The organism is Bradyrhizobium sp. CIR48, from assembly GCF_014198315.1.
Classification (GTDB): Bacteria; Pseudomonadota; Alphaproteobacteria; order Rhizobiales; family Xanthobacteraceae; genus Bradyrhizobium.
In genome coordinates this window covers 303,939-323,637 of sequence record NZ_JACIHG010000003.1, presented here as the reverse complement: position 1 = coordinate 323,637, position 19,699 = coordinate 303,939, and the positions used below count along the sequence as shown (strand labels likewise).

At 57.8% G+C, this 19,699-nt stretch carries 16 protein-coding genes and 1 pseudogene; 11 read left to right on the top strand and 6 right to left on the bottom strand.

The features are described 5' to 3' along the window. Window positions 1–3 precede the first annotated feature (3 nt). The 4 genes from dbpB (GGD66_RS11675) to GGD66_RS11660 are packed head-to-tail and all read right to left on the bottom strand — an operon-like array spanning window position 4 to window position 3,996. On the bottom strand, window positions 4–1,089 hold the full coding sequence (dbpB, locus tag GGD66_RS11675) for a DGQHR domain-containing protein DpdB (protein ID WP_183258060.1): 1,086 nt from the start codon (window positions 1,087–1,089) through the stop codon (window positions 4–6). After that, a complete protein-coding gene (gene dpdA, locus GGD66_RS11670) occupies window positions 1,086–2,375 on the bottom strand; it encodes a tRNA-guanine transglycosylase DpdA (protein ID WP_183257800.1) in 1,290 nt (429 codons plus the stop codon). The genes dbpB (GGD66_RS11675) and dpdA overlap by 4 nt, the downstream gene beginning before the upstream one ends. Continuing rightward, on the bottom strand, window positions 2,375–3,514 hold the full coding sequence (gene dbpB, locus GGD66_RS11665; RefSeq protein ID WP_183257799.1) for a DGQHR domain-containing protein DpdB: 1,140 nt from the start codon (window positions 3,512–3,514) through the stop codon (window positions 2,375–2,377). The genes dpdA and dbpB (GGD66_RS11665) overlap by 1 nt, the downstream gene beginning before the upstream one ends. Beyond that, entirely contained in the window at window positions 3,514–3,996 is a 483-nt protein-coding gene (locus GGD66_RS11660) for a hypothetical protein (RefSeq protein WP_183257798.1), read from the bottom strand. The genes dbpB (GGD66_RS11665) and GGD66_RS11660 overlap by 1 nt, the downstream gene beginning before the upstream one ends. Window positions 3,997–5,078: 1,082 nt before the next feature. Between GGD66_RS11660 and GGD66_RS11655 the strand changes: the two genes are divergently transcribed. Next, complete coding sequence (locus GGD66_RS11655) at window positions 5,079–5,993, top strand: hypothetical protein (RefSeq protein WP_183257797.1); 915 nt, start codon at window positions 5,079–5,081, stop codon at window positions 5,991–5,993. A gap of 5 nt (window positions 5,994–5,998) precedes the next feature. After that, on the top strand, window positions 5,999–6,739 hold the full coding sequence (locus GGD66_RS11650; RefSeq protein WP_183257796.1) for an HAD family hydrolase: 741 nt from the start codon (window positions 5,999–6,001) through the stop codon (window positions 6,737–6,739). Between the two features lie 360 nt (window positions 6,740–7,099). Here the strand turns inward: GGD66_RS11650 and GGD66_RS11645 are convergent, their stop codons facing one another. Both GGD66_RS11645 and GGD66_RS11640 read right to left on the bottom strand, forming a co-directional pair. Continuing rightward, the gene (locus tag GGD66_RS11645) at window positions 7,100–8,320 is read right to left on the bottom strand and encodes a DGQHR domain-containing protein (RefSeq protein ID WP_183257795.1); all 1,221 of its coding nucleotides are present in this window, start codon (window positions 8,318–8,320) and stop codon (window positions 7,100–7,102) included. After that, on the bottom strand, window positions 8,317–9,123 hold the full coding sequence (locus tag GGD66_RS11640; RefSeq protein WP_183257794.1) for an HNH endonuclease: 807 nt from the start codon (window positions 9,121–9,123) through the stop codon (window positions 8,317–8,319). Before GGD66_RS11640 ends, GGD66_RS11645 begins: the two co-directional genes overlap by 4 nt. A gap of 383 nt (window positions 9,124–9,506) precedes the next feature. On the opposite strand from GGD66_RS11640, the gene GGD66_RS11635 reads away from it, so the two are divergent. The 9 genes and pseudogenes from GGD66_RS11635 to GGD66_RS11605 all read left to right on the top strand — a co-directional run bounded on the left by GGD66_RS11635 (window position 9,507) and on the right by GGD66_RS11605 (window position 19,653). Next, window positions 9,507–10,646: an ABC transporter substrate-binding protein gene (locus GGD66_RS11635; protein WP_183257793.1), complete on the top strand. Its 1,140-nt coding sequence runs from the start codon at window positions 9,507–9,509 to the stop codon at window positions 10,644–10,646. Between the two features lie 219 nt (window positions 10,647–10,865). After that, window positions 10,866–11,864: an ABC transporter ATP-binding protein gene (locus tag GGD66_RS11630; RefSeq protein WP_183258059.1), complete on the top strand. Its 999-nt coding sequence runs from the start codon at window positions 10,866–10,868 to the stop codon at window positions 11,862–11,864. Window positions 11,865–11,885: 21 nt separating this feature from the next. Beyond that, window positions 11,886–13,664, top strand: coding sequence for an ABC transporter permease subunit (locus GGD66_RS11625; RefSeq protein WP_183257792.1), 1,779 nt, complete (start codon window positions 11,886–11,888; stop codon window positions 13,662–13,664). A 98-nt stretch (window positions 13,665–13,762) separates the two neighbouring features. Beyond that, window positions 13,763–14,101, top strand: a pseudogene (locus GGD66_RS42390) (succinylglutamate desuccinylase/aspartoacylase family protein); the annotation flags it as partial. Window positions 14,102–14,479: 378 nt separating this feature from the next. Then, window positions 14,480–14,893 carry a hypothetical protein gene (locus tag GGD66_RS41375; RefSeq protein WP_246788842.1) on the top strand — a complete coding sequence of 138 codons (414 nt, stop codon included), beginning with the start codon at window positions 14,480–14,482 and terminating at the stop codon, window positions 14,891–14,893. 208 nt (window positions 14,894–15,101) lie between these two features. Further along, complete coding sequence (locus GGD66_RS41370) at window positions 15,102–15,245, top strand: hypothetical protein (RefSeq protein ID WP_246788841.1); 144 nt, start codon at window positions 15,102–15,104, stop codon at window positions 15,243–15,245. A gap of 23 nt (window positions 15,246–15,268) precedes the next feature. Continuing rightward, a complete protein-coding gene (locus tag GGD66_RS42385; RefSeq protein ID WP_409362363.1) occupies window positions 15,269–15,610 on the top strand; it encodes an NAD(P)-dependent oxidoreductase in 342 nt (113 codons plus the stop codon). Window positions 15,611–16,270: 660 nt separating this feature from the next. Beyond that, the gene (locus GGD66_RS11610) at window positions 16,271–17,428 is read left to right on the top strand and encodes an ABC transporter substrate-binding protein (protein ID WP_210321544.1); all 1,158 of its coding nucleotides are present in this window, start codon (window positions 16,271–16,273) and stop codon (window positions 17,426–17,428) included. A 1,130-nt stretch (window positions 17,429–18,558) separates the two neighbouring features. Further along, window positions 18,559–19,653: an ABC transporter ATP-binding protein gene (locus tag GGD66_RS11605; protein WP_183258058.1), complete on the top strand. Its 1,095-nt coding sequence runs from the start codon at window positions 18,559–18,561 to the stop codon at window positions 19,651–19,653. Window positions 19,654–19,699 lie beyond the last annotated feature (46 nt).

Genomic DNA, 19,699 nt, shown 5'->3' with positions numbered 1-19,699 from the left:
TCGTCACGCCGCCTTCACGGAACCGGCGAGGCGCCGCTTCAGCACCTGCGTGAGATACAGGGTAAGTTGGCGCACGTCTGTCGGTACGTTTTGCAGTCCGTTCCATCTGCGGCGCTCGCTGCCGAAGTCCCATTCGCCCGAACTCCACGCGGTCTTTCCTTTCAGCAGTTTCAAGCCGCGGGCGAATTCCTCGCGCGATTCCGCACCCGTCGCCCCGTTGAGAAAATCCATCACATAGCCTAACGAGATGATGCCCGTGCCGTGCACGAGGCGCGACGTCTTGGGCGTCTTGCCGATCCAATCATCGGCGAAGACATGCTGCACGGCATGATAGAACTCGCTCATCATGGTGACGCCGTGCTTGAGCAGCATTTGATCCTCGCTGGCGTAGAGTCGCAGCGCGCCATCGCTCAGAGAGTTCATGATCACGCGCTGAAGAATGGTGTCGCGGATCGAGCCCTTGGGATTGGTCTGCTGCTTGATCAGGCCTTTGAGCGACGATCCAGAGCGATAGTTCAGCGCCTCCGTGACGAGAGCGGCTTGCGAACGGCCCGACATGCGGGGCGGCAGATCGGCCACCTTCGGAAGAAGCTCGTAGACCAGCGCCTTCGGTAGAGGACGGGTGTTGTTGACCAGAATGAATTGCTTCTGAAGTTCCTCTTCCGTTTCACAAAGAAAGCCGGACACCAGAACTTCGAAGTCGCGGCCGCGGAGTTCTGAGAGCGCAGTGAAGCGCTGCTGACCGTCGACGATCCAGCCAGGCGGTCCGTTGGCGGTGTCGACGACGAGTTGGCGGCGACGGTCACCGGCAGATCCCCCTTTGAGCTTCGCATTTGCCATGAAGGCGACGACAATCGGATTGGGGAGAATGGCGCTCGGCTTCTCCAGATAGTCGCGGATCTCGCGAATATGCCCGGCGATCTGAGGTCGCTGGAAGCCTTGAAGAGCGCCGCCCGCGTCCCGACCGGCACGTTCGATACGCGCGATTCTGGATATCTCGTCAGCCTTCGCCACGAAGGTAAAAACCTTGAAATTCGGGCTCTGGATCGGCGCGAGGGCGTCGAAGTGGAGATATCTCTGTTTACTCATGCAAGTTCCTCGCGGAATTGGTTCAGGTGAGTGTGGAATACGTGGAGGTTGTGGATTCCGCGGCGTTTGTTGCGGTTCGAAGTACGGAAGATGACGGCCTCGACGCCGGCTTCGCGGCAAACGCGACAGTCACAGCTTTCCCATGGCCGCTCGGAAAGAGTGCGCGAATAGACCTCGCGCTGCCGCAGGGCGGCCTGAGACCGCCTCGTCATCGACGGATCTGCGTCCCAATTAAGGGCTACCCAATACTCCATCACGGCGTCGAGACATTCCTCGAGACCGGCCTTGCGTGCGGCGTAGTCGCGGACCCCTTCGAGCGCCGCGCTTTCGAGACGCCGGGCCACTTCCTGATTGAGGCTGCCTTCGCAGGCCTTCTGTTTGAGCTTGTTGTTCTCTGTCGCCTGCGGGATGCGTATTGCGGTGTAGTAGGAAAGCTCACCGGAAGAACTGCGGACCCAGTAATTCTTCTTCGCATCCTTGAACGCACGCAGTAGCGGAGACGTGGTGTCGAAGCTGTTCACTTTGTTCTGTTCGAGGACCGCGAGATCCTCGATCTTGCCGAAACCAAGCAGGTGCAGACGAATGCGTGAGGGGATTGCGCTCCTCAAAGTGGAAAGCACCCGTTGGATCTGATCAATCTTGAGGGGCACGGTGCCCCCGATCGCGAGATACCGGTACCCCATTTTGACGAGGTCCAGCGCCGCATCAGCCATGCTCTCAGCCGACCAGCCCTGGATGACGCCCATCGGTGTAAAGTCCTTGCCGATCTTCTTGGACACCTTGAGAAATTCGACTGCGTTCTGCTGCGTGATCTCGAAGCGTCGCCGCACGTCGAGCGGCACGTCGCGGAAGCGGCGAACGAGGCCGGCCTCGTCGAAGTCGAAGATGACGTGGTCGGGAGAACAGCCGTGAGTAAAGCCGGCGTCAGCGTAGAACTCGGCGGTATCGTCCGCGTGATAGGGCGGTTCCGGAAGATTTCTGTAATTGAACGCTCCGCAATCGCCCACCAGCATGCTGTCGGGAAACTTGGCGAGCGGATACCGCAGGAATTTTCTCGCCCCCTCCCGCCGGAAGCGCATCATCTGGGCTTCCGAATATTTTCCGGGAAACGCCGCGTCGCCCACAATCGCACGAGAGATCAGAATTCCGTCGTATGGAGCCTTCTCCAGGAATTCGTGCGGGTATTGGTCGTCGCGATGGACCAGGCGGCCGAGACCATTGCGGTCGGCAACGAAGTCGTAAAGAGGATCGATGGTATCGATGCTATCGGCAAACACAAAGCGCATCACGCCACCTTCGAGAATGCGTGAGCGTGATCGAGACGGACCAAATATCCCGCCAGCATGCGGACATCCTTGCTGACGTTCTGGATATCATTCCAGTCGCGTTGAAGCTCGTTCCAGCGGCCCGAGGTCCAGCGGCACTGCGGAGCAAGCCGCGTGAGCGCCTCGGCAGCATGCCGACGCAGATCCGTGCTGGGCGCGGCGCGGGACATCACACGGTCCATCAATAGGCTCATGGCGGCAATGCCGGCAGAATGCATCAATCGGCTCTCGGTTGGGGGGCGACCCCAAGCATGAGGGAACACGTCTCGCACGGCGCACCAAAATCCGACGAGGAGACGGAACATAGCGTCGACATCTGCCGGAGTGCCGCCGGACGCTTTATAGGGCGCCAAGGCACCAAGTGCCCCGTTGATGCTATTGCGGATCGCTTTCACCAGAGTGGTGTCTGTTACAACGGCTTCGGACGACTCTTCGGATATCCGCTTGATGAGACCTTTGAACGGCGAATTCTGCGAGGTCTGCAGCAGATGCACCAGTTCGCTCGGGATCTTTCGCGCCGACAGGTCGCGCGGAAACACGACGTCCAGTTCCGGCAGCAGTTCGTTAATCAGCCTCGGATCGAGCGGTCGCGCCTTGTTCACCAGAATGAACTGTTCGCGATGCACCGACAGTTCTTCCGACACGAACGCTACGACCGGCACCGGGAAGGCTTTGTTCTGGGCCTGGGACAGCGCAATCGAGCGCTGCTGACCATCAACGATCCACGCGCATTTGGTGCCATCTCGCGGCATCGGAATACGTAGCGTACCTGACTCGCAAATCCGGGTGTCGCCCTCCGGACGCTCTCCACGGGATTGGATGAAGCGTGCTGACGGCGCTATGGCCAGGATGATCGCGTTCGGAAAGAGGACCGGGCCCTGATCCAGAAAATCTGTGATGGCCTGCACGTGGCTCCTAATTCCCCTGCGCTGAAAGCCGTGCAACGAGCCCTCGCTGTCTCGATGAACGCGGCTGATCTCCGCGATCTTCAAGAGGTCCGCGCCCGCCATGAAGAAGGCATACACTGGTTTGTCGGCTTGCCGGGTCCTAACCGCGCGTACCGCGAGCACTGGATCATCGGTCTTCTTCGCCCGGGTCATCACATCCCCTTCTTTGCGGCGGCGATGCGGTACAATCGACCGAACCGGGACTGCTCGCAGGCAACTCCCTCCTCATGCCGGAGAGCTGCCAGCATCCGCGCGGCACCGGACTGCATCCGCAACCGTCTCTTGATGACCGCGAGAATCTCCTCGTCCGTCAGTCGCGGACGCTGGACGAGGCGCGGCAGCTTCAGAGTCTTGAGCGAGGATCTCACGGCTGCGAAGTCGTCCTCGCGGCCCTTGCTCGGCTTTATCGCTACCGACCTTGCGAAATGGAGCATGGCTCGTTGGGCGAAGTCCGTACGCGTACCGGGAAAGATTGCATTGAGGCGCTCATCATAGGGAGCGATGGCCGCGTGCAAATTTGCCGGCAATGCGGCCTCAAGCGAAGTGCCGAAAATCCTGAGCCTTTCGAGCATTTTCGATGGGGCGTCGGCGAGACTGGCCCCGACCATCTCAGCGTAGGGCCGCGAGAGCGCCATGAGAATGCGCCCCGACGTCCGGCCAGCGACATCACTCCATTTGTCGGAATGAACGCTCGTCAAGAGGCTCGAAAACCAGTCGGCGGGATCGAATTCTCCGAGGATCTTTCGAAGAACTGACTGCTCGTGCCGCGGCGAAATCGTCAATCCGTACCCAGGAATCGGCCGAGAGGCGGGCACGATGCCAAGGCCGGCCGAAAGAATGTAGAACCGGGCGGGAGCGAGATTTGCGGCTTCTCTAGCGAGCCCGAAAGCGCGACCCGCGTAAAAAGTGTCTGCTGACCCGCACCTTGGGAGGTCGGCAACCTTGGTAATCCATTGTGCTGCGACGGCCGACTGGTTTCCGCGTGACAGTGAAGATGGAGTCGCAGCGCGGGTCGGCTTCGCTGACTTGCGATGGGAGCAGGTTGTGATCACGACGTCGTTAGGTATTATGGAACCTGCGCTTTCCGAGCGACTTTTTGCTCTCATTGGCATGAATAACTGCGCCCCACGAAGCCCTGGAATGGATCAGTTTCGAGTGAAAAACGAAACCTAAGGACCCTGCGGCACATGATAAAAGCGTCGAACGGCCGCACGATTCGCAACATATTGACTTCCTCGCAACTTAGCTAGCCCGTCATCCTAGAAATTGCAAACTGCGATTTGCGGAACGAGGGAGTGATCAACTGCAAAAAAGGGGGCGCAGTTATTTGCAAAAGCGCACGCCATCATCGGTCCGATCGGCCGTTTTTCTGCGGCGGACCAGCTCGTGCCATCGGTAAACCCAACCGAACTGCGCGGTGGCAGACCTTTCGCAGTGCATCGCCCGGAAACGGCGAAGGGGCAGGTGGGTTGCTTCTCGAAGCGCGGCCGATGCGGTTGCCGGTCGCTGCGGCCGCGGCCTCGACGCGGCGAACGCACTGCGAGCGAGATTTTCAGCGGAGACCTGCACAACTTGCCGGCGCCTTAATACCGAGGCGGCCGAAGCAAGTGCAGCGAATAGGACTTGAGTTGCGGGAGTTTGGACGGGTGCTGGTTGCGCAGCGGCCGCTCGCAACGATATAGCGTCAGTGGTACAATAGTTAAGGAGCGGCGGAACGATGATCGGCAAAGGTACACCGCCGAGTACGGCCAACCGGGATGCGGCATTTGACGAGTTGGTACGCAAACTCCAGGAATGGAAGATTCCCTCCAAGGCGCTGGACCGGATCCACGATGGCGCAAAAGCCAGCTTGACCGAGGTAAGGGCCCTTACGGAATATGAAGACGGAAAGATATCCCGACTGCTGACGATCATTGCGTTCTTGAGCGCCGTGGTGGGAGCAGTCTTCACCCGCTTCGCGACCGACTATCCCTGGCCGGGCTTTCAGGCGCCTGCCACGAATTGCTTGTCGGCCCTGACCATCGCGGCATATCTGGCCTTCTTTGCATATGTTCTTCTGGTCACAGCTTCCGTGTTGTTCATCCTGGGTGCGGTGAAACCACAGTTCAACGTGCCGAAGAGCTGGTCGAACTCGGCCCGTCAAGGTCTCCCACCGTCGATGCTGTTCTACGAACGCATCCTGGACGTCACTGCTCCGGATTGGGGGGAAGCGTTTGTCAAACTGGGGACCGGCGACGGGGATGATCTGAAGGCATACTATGCAAGGTGCTACATTGCGGAGAGTTATCTGGTCGCCGGAAAGGTAGCAGAGAAGCTGCGGGTTCTAAGTCCCGGAGTTGGCGCCCTGCGCATTGCAATGGGCATTCTGCTGCTGTTCTTCTTCTTATTCGGCGCAAACGTGATGTTCGTCGGCTCGCCACAAGCTGTCAGCGGGCCGCGCTCTTTGACCGCGGCGACTTCGGAGCCGACCGCATCACCCCAGGCGCCGGCGGCGGTATCCACATCGCGGTCAGTCATGCCCACGGCGCCGGCGGCGCCGATCGCTGCCCCGACAGTGCCGCCGGCGGCTACGCCCGCCATGCCGACGGATTCTCCGACCGAGCAGGCAGCCCCACCAACTCTACAAAAGTGAGCCTCGTGGCAAACCGCGCTCATCTCTTTACCGACGCCGATAACACGCTTTGGGATACCGACGCGGTGTTTGCGGCTGCTCAATTGGAGATGTTGCGAGAAATAGAACGGCGCACGGGCCACAACGCGCCAGCCGACGCGGATCGAGGGCTCGCGTTCCTGCGTACCGTCGATCAGCGTATAGCTGCGGTTCATTCGGATCATTTGCGATATCCTCCGGGTCTGTTGGCACAAGGCCTGGCCCTGGTGCTTGCGGGGAAGGATATTGCGGAGGTCGTGGAACGTGTGACCGGCCCGGATGCCAAGATCTCCGGTGAATTTGAGCAGGTGCAGGCGCAGTTTCTTGAATCGTTGAAGCGGATAACGCCTCTTCGCGACGGGGTGCGCGTGGGCCTGCAGGCCATCTCGGCGGCTCACGTTCCTATAACCATAGTGACGGAGGAGCGGCCCGAAAGATGTCGATGGCTACTCGCCGAGCACGGGCTCGAGAGCCTGATCACTGAGGTGATTTCGGTGCGCAAGAGCGTCGAGGTTTACCTGGGCCTGAAGCGAAAAGCTCGATGTGAGCGGTGCTTCATGGTCGGGGACCAGCTTGACCGCGACGTGCAGTCAGCAACGGCAGCCGGTTTTTTGGCATTCTATTTTCCCGGCGGCTTTGAGCCTTATTGGGTGACGGGAATTGATACGAGCAGCACGCGGCGGATAGCCCGCTTCGACGAAATTGTTGCGGAGGTTGTCGGGAGTTGAGCTTGGACGGCGCAGGCGCCAAGGTCGATGGAGCCCAGTTCAAGTGGCCGGCGGACGGGTATGAGAACTAACCGCGGCTCGCCAGCCGCTGATCACAGGCAAGTTCGCATTGTGCCGTTGTGAGCAGATGAATTATGGTCCGCAGTCTTCGCGACCTTCGGTCTCCCCCTCGATGTCCCAAGAACGATGCACACGAAATTCAGGTTGCAGGCACATGGAAGCCTTCGGCCCGCCGCTTGATCCAGAGAGGCGAGGGCACGGCGTCAGCGCCCTGGGCCCCTGTGCGATGGTCCAGATGTACGCGCTGCCTTGTACGAAAATCGAGGAGCCGGCGGGCCCGGCTTCTCTGGCCTTTTTGTCTTACGCCCGCTTCTTCGTTCCCTTCTTGGCCTTCTTCTTAGAGACGTGTGGCCGATCGTATTGTTCGGTCAGGTCACCGGGATCAACGAGGGCGACACGGTCGTACCACGGACGGCCATAGCGAGCGTTCGAATCGATTGTCTTCAGCGCTTCCAGTAAAACATCGCGCCCTGCGCCGGTATCGAGTTCTTTCTGCTGCCATTCGACTGTCCAGAACTCGAGTGGAATGCGCTTGAGGACACGGTCGACGGAAGTCGCAAAAATCTCCTCGTTGGCGAAGTCCAGCGGCTGATCGGACATTCGCTGTGCAGCCTCAAGGCTGTCCAAGACATAGATCGTCAGGACAATAATGGAGACTTTTTGCAAGAGATGACTTGGCTTGTCGGACGTATTCGCCCGCCAGGCGGGGCCGAACCGCTCTTTTATTCGCATCCAAATCGCGAGAAAAAAGTCGCGCTCCAGGTCTTCGATACCCAGCAACGTCGCTCTGTCCCTTGTCTCCGCCAAGGCACTCTCGATTGCGTTCGGGGCAATATATCCATGCTTGTTGGTCGGCCAGTCTAAGAGCCCCTTGAACGGCGGAATGCTATCTACGAACGTGTAATCTTCAAATTTCGCATCTTTCATTCCCAACGTGACGCCCGCGCTCTGCACCAGCCGATCGTTCAGCGTGTCTTTATCGAAGGCGAGATTGAGTGCCCTGATGTGATCTCTGGAAACGCGCGTCGCGCTATTGTTGATCACGACAAACTGGAATGCGCGTTCGGCATCATCTCCGCCGATGAATGCGATCACGTTCAGTTGAAGCATGGCGCTGTGCTTTGCGACCCCGAAGGCGCGGTGCTGACCATCAATGATGAGGCCGGGCTTATCTGTGCCCTTCAACGAAATGACGAGTTTACCGCATTGTCCGCGATCCTTCTTGTCTGCATTCCCAGTGAAGCTGACTGCGTCAGCATCGAGAGCGACGACAACGGCGGTCGGAATGGTGTTACGTGGGTCTGCGTCGAGAAACTTCGCTACCTTCTTAACCTTCAGGTCTCGAAGTGGGCGCTGCGCTCCGGTGAGGTTGTCAGGCTTTAGCCGATCAACATCAGCCCATTCGATGATCTCAGCCGCCGGCGCGTGAAACATAATGAACTTCGGCGAGTTCTTTGTCCCTCGTTGCGAGTAGCTCAGAGCGTAATAATCAAATGTCTTGGTCTTTGACGGACTCTTCATCCGGCTTTCCTCACTTCATCTAATAATTCGAAATAGACCCGATGCCGGCCGTCTTTGATGTCGAGATTGGGAAACAGAGGAGCGAGCCGCAGGGCCGCTTGCTTCAGCGAACAACGTCCACCTCTGCGCTCTCCGGAGGCTTCTAGCATCAGTTTGGCCATCGCCAACGATATGCGTAGCTGGACGTCCGGATTGATCTTCGGATCATGTCGGTAGTCGGTGGACTGCACCGGCCCCCAAGCCCAGGTTATCGAATTCGCGCGTTTGGTGTTGCAATCCTCGCAGGCAGCTATGAGGTTTGCCTCAATCGACTCACCGCCCAGGCTCAAAGGCCACAAGTGCTCCACGGTTGGTCTGGAACGCTGCGGCCCAGCCTTCGTCAGCTTGATGCCACATAGGTAGCATCGTGAGGTCTCGTCCGAGGTCCCGTCTTTGATATCCTTGGCGACAGCAGGCGGAGCGGCTTTCGCCTCGAAGCTGATAATTGCAGTCTGCTTGAGCAATTCGCAGAAGCGCCGATCTGACGAAAGACTGCGAGGTACGTAGCCACGCTTCCCTAGTTGTTTGCCATAGTCAGTTGGCGCAAGATGACCGATCTCCGGCTGCAGATAGACCGCCGCCCGCATGCATCTGATAAATGTTTCAATCGTTGCATGAAGCTTCGCGAACTCCTGGAACGATCGTTCGTTCACCAGAAAGTCCAGCGTTGCACCGAAGGATGCATCGACGCTCACATGGCGACCAAGGGCTTCGTAGATATGTAGAAATGCGCGCTCCCCGTAAGTCATAGGCCGCCAGAGCATTGACTTTGCACCTCTTCGAAGCGGCCGCTTGAGCTTTGCATGGATCTCAGGCCCCCATGCTATTGCTTCGAGGTGATTCCCCGAGCAGAGAGGCTTGTATGATATGCAAGCAGGAGTAGTAAAGGGCATCATTAGGCGCGACATCCGTAAATCTGCTTCTTAATGCGCCTCGGCTCCGCCCGGTCCTCGCGGGTCTGTCTGCTCGGGTCGACTGATGTCGAGAGGCTCATCGAGCTTCGTTACCTCCTACACCGCTCGTTTGCTGCGTCGGCATCTAATTGGTGCGACAAAAGCTTCATATCTATAAATATTGCGCAGAATCTCTGCTTCGCTCTGAGCTACGTTAGTCCAAGATTGACGTCCGACAGGTACAAATTTTCAGGATGAAGTTTCTCGCTGAGGGAGATGGTCATGAATTTCATGTAAGTCGAAGACGATTTATGCGGGCGACTTCTTCCGCTACGGCGGCCGGCGTGCTGGCTTCCATAGCTGGACGGGCCGCAGGGCAATCTTCAGGCGAGCTAAGAGTTTTGGTGGGCGGCGGCGATTGGGGCAAGGCCAACATGGAGGCCTACGTGAAACCGTTCCAAGCCGAGACCGGGATCAAGGTCTATCCAATCACCGACGAAATGGATGTTGCCAAACTTGAGCTAATGGTCAAAACAAAGAGTGTAACCGTTGACACTTGGAGCATTGGCCAATCAACGGCGTTTATTGCGGCTGAGAAAGGCTACCTCGAGTCGATCGACTACTCGATTTATCAGAAGGGCGAACTGGACGCGATCGTAGATTTCGCCAAACAGCCGTTCGGCGTCGCAGCGCTCATCTATTCCACCGTCATGGTTTACAACACTGGGAAGTTCCCGGCTGATAAGCCGCGGCCGACTTCTTGGGGCGAGTTCTGGGACGTCAAGGAATTTCCTGGCGTTCGCGCGCTGCAGAGCGGGACCAACGGCGGCGGCGCAACTGGTCCGTGGGAAGAAGCTCTCCTCGCCGATGGGGTGGCTCCGGACGCACTTTATCCGATCGACATTGACCGTGTTTTCGCCAGCCTAGACAAGATCAAACCGCACGTTCGCAAGTGGTGGGGATACGGGTCTGAGATTCAGCAGATGATGCGCGACAAGGCCGCTGACGTCGTGAGTTCATTTGATGGCCGTGCGCAATATTTGATTGATGAAGGCGCGCCGCTCTATATCAATCGGAAACAGGCGAAGCTGACATGGGATTATTGGGTGATTGCAAAAGGCAGCCCGAATGCGCGGAACGCGCAGAGGTTTGTCGAATTCGCCACACGGGCCGACCGGCAGGCGGCCTTTGCCCAACTCATCCCTTATGGCCCGAGTAACCTCAAAGCGTACAAACTGATACCGCAGAAGATCGCCGTTAAACTCGCCAGCAACCCGGATTATGTGGCGAGTGGCATTCCTGTAAACGGGAAATGGTACACGGAAGTAGGGTCTAGTGGCCTAACCAATAGCGCTCGGCTCCTTGAGCGTTGGAATGAGTGGATTCTGCGGTAGGTCAAATTTTCCCGTACCGTGAAACGCTTCTGAGTGAACCGTGGCGCGCCGGCGGCACAAGCCCGCGCGCGCGTCGTACTTGGTCCGTTGCGCAAGCCGATCGCTTAGGGGAGTGCTAGCCATTGCTCTGTATTTCAGTGATCTCGCCGGCCCGTTGAGGATAAAGCATTGAAGAAGGATTTGGTTTCCGCGCAGGTAGAGTTTCGCAACGTGACCAAGATGTATGGAGCGGTTGCTGCACTCGAAGAGTTCTCATTGACTATTCGTCGCGGCGAGTTCCTGACTATTCTCGGTCCTAGCGGTTCGGGCAAAACCACGGCTTTGATGCTCCTTGCCGGATTCGTAGCCCCCAGTAAGGGCGACATTTTGATCGCCGGAGAATCCGTCGCCGCCGTGCCCTCGTACAGGCGTGATCAGGGCATCGTCTTTCAAAGCTACGCGCTGTTCCCGCATCTTACGGTACGCCGCAATTTGGAATTTCCGCTCGAAATGCGCGGCATGGCTTTTACCGAGAGGACAAGGCACGTTGATCGCATGCTTGAGCGAGTGCATCTCAGGGACTTTGGCGGCCGCATGCCGGTGCAATTGAGCGGCGGCCAACAGCAGCGCGTGGCGCTTGCCCGAGCGCTGATCGCGGATCCGCCCTTCCTCCTGCTTGATGAGCCGCTCGGTGCCCTTGACCGGAATCTGCGCGAGCAGATGCAGGGTGAACTCAAGAGCCTGCACAGGGAGTTCGGGAAGACCACCATATGTGTTACGCACGATCAAGAGGAGGCGCTCACCCTGTCGGACCGCATTGTCGTCATGCGCGCGGGCCGGATCGAGCAGATAGGCACGCCGGAAGACCTCTACGACAGGCCCAGGACGCGCTTCGTGGCGAATTTTTTGGGTGAGGCCAATATCCTAGAAAATCCTCAATTTGCGATCGAGTCCGATGCCACGCAACCGTCCGGCACTGTGGCTATGCTGCGGCCCGAGCGCATTCGGATCGTCGCTCCTACGGCACAAAATCGCAACGGCGCGCAGCACTGCCAGTTTGTAACGGGAATTGTGGACGACATGATTTATGCCGGCCCGCTGCGGAAATACAATGTTCGCGTCGGGGGCAGCATGCTCATCGTACGAGAGCATGTCGCCTCAGGGCAGCAGATATATCAATGCGGGGACGAGGTGCGGCTCGGTTGGTTGCGGTCTGCCGTTCGCTTCGTCGCCGAGTGAGAAACGGTGATAGCGAGTCAGATGAAAACGCTTCTGAAACTTAGGCGAATGCCAATTGTGTTCACCGCGCCAGCCGTAGCCATGCTGCTTGCCGTTTTCGGCATGCCGATCGTTGAACTCTTCATGGCCAGCCTGAATGCGCCGTCCTTATCTTTGGCCAACTATCAGGCGTTCTTCGCACAGTGGGCCAACGTCCGCGTGCTCGTCCAGACCGTTGAGATCAGTGCTGTGGCGACGGCCCTTTGCCTCATTATCGGCTACCCCACTGCCTATCTAATCGTTGCGGCGCCCAAGCGCCTTCGCATCGTGCTGATGGTGCTTGTCTTCATGCCTTGGCTTACTAATGGACTGGTGCGCACCTATGCATGGGTTGTGATCCTCGGTGACCGCGGGTTAATAAACAATCTGTTGATCGACCTGGGTTTAATCTCCAGTCCGCTGTCGCTCATCTACAACCGGATGGCGATTTATATCGGCATGGTGCATATCATGCTTCCGATGATGATCCTGCCCTTAATCAGCGTCATGCTGGGCATTGACAGGTCGTTGGTGGCGGCTGCTGGGAGCATGGGCGCGCGACCTTTTGCCGCCTTCTGGCGCGTATTCTTGCCGCTCAGCCTGCCGGGTGTACGAAGTGGTTCGCTGCTGGTCTTTATCTTCTGTCTCGGTTTTTACATTACGCCCCAAGCTCTTGGCGGGTTGGGCGACGCGATGCTATCAACCTTCATAGCGGCCAAGGTCGCTGCCGCTGGTAGCTTGGCTTCTATCGCCGCTTCATCCTTCGTTCTGCTCGCTGTTGCCGTAGCCGTACTCTCCATGGTCGGCCTTGATCTTTCTGGCAAGCAAGGCCTTGCAGGGCAACCAGCACAGACATTCCAACGGGGCCGACTACCCTCATTAGGCCCACTTGCGCGCTATCTTAATGAGCTTGCCACTTGTTATCGAGTAAAGCGCTGGAGGGCGCAGCTCTACCGAGCCGACGGCGGCAGCCGTTCGTGGGCGATTTTCGGCGTTGTCTGGGTCGTGCTCGCCATGTTCTTCCTGCAGTTCCCAGGGCTTATCGTAATCATTACGTCATTCAGCCCCGAGCCATATCTGGAATTCCCGCCCTCTGGGCTTTCGCTACGGTGGTACTATTCTTTCTTTGGCGATCCGTCCTGGACCGGCGCGTTCTGGAATAGTGTCCAGTTGGGCATTGCTGTTTCTATATTGGCGACCATCATCGGCACCCTTGCGGCCTATGGCCTTAGCCGCACCCACCCGCGACTCCGCGTCTTCCTGACGATGTTGATTCTGACGCCGATCACATTTCCGGGAATAGTAGTCGGCGTGGCGATCTATCTCGGGCTAATCAAGCTTGGACTGATTGGAACAGAACTCGGCCTTATCTTGTCCCATACCGTCGGCGCCATTGGCACTGTAGTCGTCATCGTCTCGGCGACTCTTGCGAATTTCGACCGGCGCTTGGAGCAGGCGGCGCAGAGTATGCGGGCCGGACCGCTGCGGACCATTATGAGAGTGACGCTGCCCCTGATCCGGCCCGCCATCGTCGGTAGTGCCGTGTTCGCGTTCATCCACTCCTTTGACGAAGTGGTCGTCACGTCGTTAGTTAGCGCTTTTTCGATCCGCACGCTGCCGCTGAAGATGTGGGAGGATATTCGTCACCAGCTTGACCCGACGATCGCCGCAGTCGGATCGATGTTGACGGTGCTGCCCGTTCTCTGGCTGATCGTCCTCTACCTGGGATGGTGGCGGTCGAGATCGAAGTCTCAGAGCGCGCTCGTCCGCGGCGTGCCTTAAAACAAAGCGCCTGGCGTTCGGATGTCGTCGGACGTGGTTACTTCGATCGATCAGCGCAATGTCGGTAAGCTAGAACATGGCCTGGAACGACCTATGAGATGTTTCCTACCCTTCAATCCGTGAAAGTCGACGCTGAGAACATCCCACTTTCAAACTCACCAATCGGTACGTACCGACACGTTACCGTCTGCCGGTTTGGCCGTGAGCGCACAGGGCCGAAGATTTACCTGCAGGGTGGGCTGCATGCCGACGAACCGCCGGGAATGCTAATACTATATCATCTCGTTAGACTTCTTCGGGCACGCGAGGAGGAGCCAAACGGAGAGATCATCATAGTTCCGTGTGCAAATCCACTAGGTCTTTCCCAACGGTTTCAAGGGCGCATTGCCGGACGATCTGACCTCGGTGTGGGAGGCAACTTCAACCGCAACTTTCCTGACGTCAGTGACCCAGTTCAAGAACATCTCTTACTGCTCCGGACCAAAGGTCACGTATTGGATGAACAAGCCGTTAGACTGGCGCTGCGGAAGGCAGTCGCTACGTTGAGTCCTGAAACTGAGCTCGACAGCCTGAAACAGACGCTTTTAAGTCTTGCGATTGATGCGAACGTTTTGGACGCCCACTGCGACGATGGAGAAGTAGTGTATGCCTTCGTCTCTGACCCAGATCACCCTGACGTGCCCCTATTGTCTTGCCAAATCGGGAGTGTTGCCACTATGGGGGGCTGGGCGGAGGCGGTTACTTTCCCTGGTTCATGTTATCGGCCGTGGCGCGCTGTACGACAGCTTGTCACTGATGCGTCGATAACAAGACGATTGGCCGCCACACTCGAATATCGTGGAACAACGGATGTCAGCGACGACCTAGCAGTGAAGGATGCACTGGGTCTCATCGGTTTTATGGAAGCCGTACGCATTTTGGAGCCCAAAAGCAAGCTGCAGCAGGGCGGGGACACACTCCACGCCAGGCTCGAATGCGTCGAATATGTCGCAGCTAGCGCGCATCGCGTGGTCATCTTTTCGAAGGCAACCGGTCAAAAGGTGGCGGCTGGCGAGGAGATCGCGCAAATCCTTGATCCTACCACAGGTGAGCGAACTTCTGTGACGGTGCGCTCCCCTGGGATTATGTTTGGGCGTACCGGAAGCAGGATAGCGGCACCCGGTTCGACCCTCGCGGCTATAGCAGGCACGACCCCGCTGGATTCGGATTGTGCCGATCCCTTCCCCTAAACTCAGCGAAATAACGCTGGACAGCGGGTTCGACATTTATCGAGCCCTAAGCTCTATTCACTGGCTAAAAAGGGCATCGGCATGATGCACTGGGACTTCCTGCACTTTATGCAGGAGCAGTCCCGCAGGGAATGGCACATGTGCCGCTCGGAGTGGTCGGGGTCGGCTCCATCGGGGTCGCCATCGCTCGTCGGGGCAAAGTGCCGGAATGACAGTCGGCTCGAAATCCGATGTGACCGAACCAATCGACGGCGTCGACAGGCTTTTCCTGCCGGAAGGGTTCGGAGATCTTTTGCAGCTCTCCGATATTGCTGTGCTTGCTATTCCCCACGTTCCAAAACTACCGAACTAATCGGCCGTGAGCGGCTTCCTATTATGCGCCGCACTGCCTTCCTGATTAACATTGCCCGAGGATCAGTAGTTGCGGAAGACGAACTCGTGGAGGCCCTCCAGGCCGCCACCTCCTCGATGTCTTTTACCGTGACCATTCCCGGCGGACAGTCCGATTTGGACGATGCCTTAACGTTGTCATCACCCCCCACGTCTCAGCTTATTCGAGTTGAACATAACGCCCGCGTATTCGAGATCTTCGATGGACAACCTGCAGCGATTCCTTGTCGTCGACCTGACTCGAGGCTACTGAGGCGTACCGCGCTCAAAACGAAAGGGTGGTACAGGACGACCGCCTTCGCGGCACCCAAAACCCTCGTTGACTGACGCTCCGCCATAGCCGCTCTCGCCGCGGGCGGCTATCGATTCCGCCGCCTGATTCAGTCTCAGGCTTCTTGCGGCAAGTTCTGGCAACGCCCCATCCTGGTCAATCCGGCCTGAATCAGCGCACTTCAGGTGGAACGACCATCTAACCGAACTCCACAACGCCTGCTCCGGATTCAGGACTGCGGGCGAGGACTTCCAGCGAAGTCCCGGCTGTGAAGCAGGATTTAAGCGTGAGCGTCTGCCCAATTGCAGGAATGAGTATCGACATATCGTTACACTCGACACTGGGACAAACGGAGGCGGCTTCACGGGGGCTGCTCGTGGCTCGTGGCTCGTGGCTGGACGGCAAGGGGAAGGGCATGACCCTAGCGCCCATCAGATCGCATGGTTTACCATGCCGTCAGTCGGTATTCGACGTTGCCTTCATCAATGACGCTCTGTCATAGCGTCACTACCGTCGAGCCAATTGCTTCTGCGTGCGATGCAGCCGAGCTGTCCAGTGCGTGTCCCTATCGATCGGTATTCGGCGTGTACGGCGACTGCTATCCATTGGGATCATTTGGCGCCCCTGCGGCGGTCTCTCCGTCGCCATCTCAAGGAATAAAGAATGATGTCGCGGCCAGAGCCCATAGCTACCCGATCGATTGCAGGCGAAACTAGGTGAAGCATGTCATGAGTGGTTTTGAGAATGGGGATTCTCAATGGTCCGGCTTTACTCGCCGGAACGTCTTCCGGGTCGCGGCCGCCGCGATGACAATTCCCCTGATCGCGCGTAGCGCGACGGCCTTTGCGAATGACAGGCTCGCAGGTTCTGGCCAAGTCATCGTGCAGTCCGTGGGAGGGGGCTTTACCCAGGGCATTCGCAAGTACGTGTGGGAGCCCTTTACCAAGGCGACCGGGATCAAGATAGTCGATGTAATTGCCGACGTTGCCGAGCCTCAGGTGAAGGCAATGAACGAAGCGGGGCGCGTCGATTGGGACATCGCCTTTGTTCAAAGCTCGCAATTTCCGCCGATGGACGCAGCCGGCATATTCGCGCCCATTGACTACAGCCTTTGGGACTTCGAGTCCTTGGAGGGCGTACCCGCAGCGGTTCGTTTAAAGAACGGAGTGGCGGTGTTTGCAACTGCGCAGTTGCTCGCCTACGACAAGCGGGTGTTTGGAGCCAATGGTCCGAAGAACTGGGCAGAGTTCTGGAATGTGAAGGAATTTCCGGGACCGCGCGGTCTCACTGCTCTGGCGTCAACCCAAAAGAACAATATTGTGTTCGCGTTGCTGGCGGACGGGGTAGCTAGGTCAGACATCTGGCCACTGACGGACGACAAGATTGACAGGGCAATAAAAAAACTCGATCAGATCAAGCCGCACATCACGAAATGGTGGACGTCAGGCGGCGAGCCACCTCAGTTGCTCATCAACCGCGAGCTTGCAATTACAAGCTGCTACGACGGTCGTGCGATCAACGCAATTCGTCAAGGTGCGCCCATTGGTATTGTCTGGGATGGCGCATATGTCAATTACGGATACATAACAGTACTCAAGGGTGGCCCGAACAGCAAGAATGCGCAGAAGTTGGTGGCTTTCTTAAATCGAGCTGCGACAGCTGCAGGCAACACGGTGGGAACTGGCTATCCTGGCCCAAACACACACCAGCTTGATCATTTGCCGTCCGATCTGGTTCCGCTGCTCAGCATTAGTCCAGAGAATGCGACGAAGGTGTTGCACGAGGATTCCGCTTGGCTTGCAGCCAAGCGCGACGACGGCGCGACGAATCTCGAGCATATCGGAAAACGCATGCTGGAATGGCGGGTACAGTAGCGGGCAAAGTGGGATGGGAATTCTCGGCGGCTTCGCATTGGGCGGAGCCCACGCTCTGGGCCTGCACTCCTGCCTTACGAAACATCCTTCTTGCGGTGTGCTTCGCGTGCCGCTCGCAGCGCCGCCTGTTGGTTTTTTGGGATTCCAAATCGGTTCGCTAGCGAATTCTCTACGCATCAGTGAGAATCCAAGTCGGTTGTGTTGCGCAAAACGCTGGAGATAAGCGTCTCGGTGACCGCCCTTCGTTCTTTTTGTTGCTCGATTGCTTATGCTCTCACTACGGAAACAACCCTGGTGATTGTCGGGCAGGCAGCGCCGACACGACCGCCGCGATCACGCTGCGCGAGGCTTGGTCATCTTAATCGGCAACGAAACCATGCTGCCATATGAGCGGCCTCTGCCGAAGGCAATGCTTTCGACGAGACGGACCCTAGACCTGAAGTAGCCGGTCACCCCGAGCGATTGAGGACTTGCGAATCCACTATCACAAAGGGCGCAACGGCGGGTCGATGGATCGCGCGGCACACACCGGTCTCGCTCTCGGACGATGTACAGCCGACTGCGAGCGACTGCTGCCAACTACCGACGCCCCCTCGAAGATTGAGCGTTCTGGTCGCAGCAGACAGTAATGTGGCAACGCTACACTCGTTTGCGAAGCGTTGGCTATTCGCCGAATCATTAGCCGAGGGTACGAGATGGTCGTTACCGGCGGCTTCATCGAGCTCGAAGTTGCAGAGCGTACCGTGTCGAGAGGTGCTCGAGATAAATGCCCGCAGGGCTTTCGCATCACCTGGTGCTTCAGCCGAAGCGCCATTGAGATAAATCTTCCCAGTAACGGATCTGGCGCAGGATTTCGGCCCTTCGACCGGCCACATTGATTTATTTCAGCTTCAGCAACCCAATAGTACTTCGCAAAGAAACTCCAAACCACATGGTCGCGGAGGCAAAAACGCAGATGGGGACGGAGCGCAGATTGGGAGGGAATAATGAGTAGCGCCATGCGGGTCTATCCCCGCGGGGTAGACCGCGTGCGCAAGAAGCTAGAATCCGTCAAAAAGAACATTGTGGTCTGGTCCTCGACGGGCGCCGCAGCGGAAGCGCTAGGATGCGCTGTGGGGGGAAGAGGGGCAATGCCAGGCGCGAACAATGCTTTTGTGGAGTTTTCTGGCGTACAGAAGACCTACGACGGCGAAACGCTGGTCGTTAAGAATCTGAACTTGGACATATCCCGGGGTGAGTTTCTGACCATGCTGGGGCCGTCGGGCTCCGGCAAGACGACGACACTTATGATGCTCGCCGGCTTCGAGGCGCCCACTCATGGCTCGATCCTACTGGCAGGCCGCGCGATCGATAACATGCCGCCGCACAAGCGCGACATCGGCATGGTGTTCCAAAACTACGCGTTGTTTCCGCATATGACCGTGGAGGAGAACCTCGCCTTCCCACTCAAGGTCCGCAAGCTCGGCCGGGGTGAGATCCAGGCGCGCATCAATCGGGCGCTCGACATGGTGAGACTTGGCTCGCATGGTGAGCGTCGGCCCGGTCAGCTTTCCGGCGGGCAGCAGCAGCGCGTTGCGCTTGCCCGTGCCCTCGTCTTCGACCCCAAGATCGTGCTGATGGACGAGCCTCTCGGCGCGTTAGATAAACAGCTGCGCGAACATATGCAGCTTGAGATCAAACACATTCATCAAAAGCTCGGGGTCACCGTAGTCTATGTTACTCATGATCAGAGCGAAGCGCTGACTATGTCGGACCGCATAGCGGTATTCAGCGAGGGGGTCGTCCAGCAGCTCGCACGGCCCACCGAGCTCTACGAGCAGCCGCAGAACGCTTTCGTGGCTCAATTTATCGGCGAGAATAACCAACTGCACGGCAAGATCGTTGCGATAAATGGCAGAACCTGCCAGGTGGAGATCTCAGGCGCGGGTATAGTCCATGCGCTCACAGTCAATGTCGAGCTGGCCGGTCGAACGACCATGCTATCATTGCGGCCAGAACGGGTGAAACTAAACCCAGCGCCCGGAACGCTTCCCAACGTCTTCAGTGCGCGGGTGGCGGAAGTAATTTATCTAGGCGACCACGTCCGGGCACGGCTTTCGGTCTGCGGCCAGAACGACTTTGTCATTAAGCTGCCCAACTCGGAAGAGCGAACCCCAATCGAAACTGGTATGGCGATCACGATCGGCTGGAAAACTGAGGATTGTCGAGCGCTGCATGTGCCGTGACGGCCAGAGGCGTCGTCAAAGGTGGGCGGAAGTTTAGCAACATTGC

Bases quoted from the DNA above. Each gene is read 5' to 3' on its own strand.
- GGD66_RS11630 (WP_183258059.1), top strand. From the start codon at position 10,866: ATGTATGGAGCGGTTGCTGCACTCGAAGAGTTCTCATTGACTATTCGT.
- GGD66_RS11655 (WP_183257797.1), top strand. From the start codon at position 5,079: ATGATCGGCAAAGGTACACCGCCGAGTACGGCCAACCGGGATGCGGCA.
- dbpB (WP_183257799.1), bottom strand. From the start codon at position 3,514: ATGACCCGGGCGAAGAAGACCGATGATCCAGTGCTCGCGGTACGCGCG.
- dbpB (WP_183258060.1), bottom strand. From the start codon at position 1,089: ATGAGTAAACAGAGATATCTCCACTTCGACGCCCTCGCGCCGATCCAG.
- GGD66_RS42385 (WP_409362363.1), top strand. From the start codon at position 15,269: ATGCGCCGCACTGCCTTCCTGATTAACATTGCCCGAGGATCAGTAGTT.
- dpdA (WP_183257800.1), bottom strand. From the start codon at position 2,375: ATGCGCTTTGTGTTTGCCGATAGCATCGATACCATCGATCCTCTTTAC.
- GGD66_RS11635 (WP_183257793.1), top strand. From the start codon at position 9,507: ATGAAGTTTCTCGCTGAGGGAGATGGTCATGAATTTCATGTAAGTCGA.
- GGD66_RS11645 (WP_183257795.1), bottom strand. From the start codon at position 8,320: ATGAAGAGTCCGTCAAAGACCAAGACATTTGATTATTACGCTCTGAGC.
- GGD66_RS11605 (WP_183258058.1), top strand. From the start codon at position 18,559: ATGCCAGGCGCGAACAATGCTTTTGTGGAGTTTTCTGGCGTACAGAAG.
- GGD66_RS11625 (WP_183257792.1), top strand. From the start codon at position 11,886: ATGAAAACGCTTCTGAAACTTAGGCGAATGCCAATTGTGTTCACCGCG.
- GGD66_RS11660 (WP_183257798.1), bottom strand. From the start codon at position 3,996: ATGGCGCTCTCGCGGCCCTACGCTGAGATGGTCGGGGCCAGTCTCGCC.
- GGD66_RS41370 (WP_246788841.1), top strand. From the start codon at position 15,102: ATGACAGTCGGCTCGAAATCCGATGTGACCGAACCAATCGACGGCGTC.
- GGD66_RS11640 (WP_183257794.1), bottom strand. From the start codon at position 9,123: ATGCTCTGGCGGCCTATGACTTACGGGGAGCGCGCATTTCTACATATC.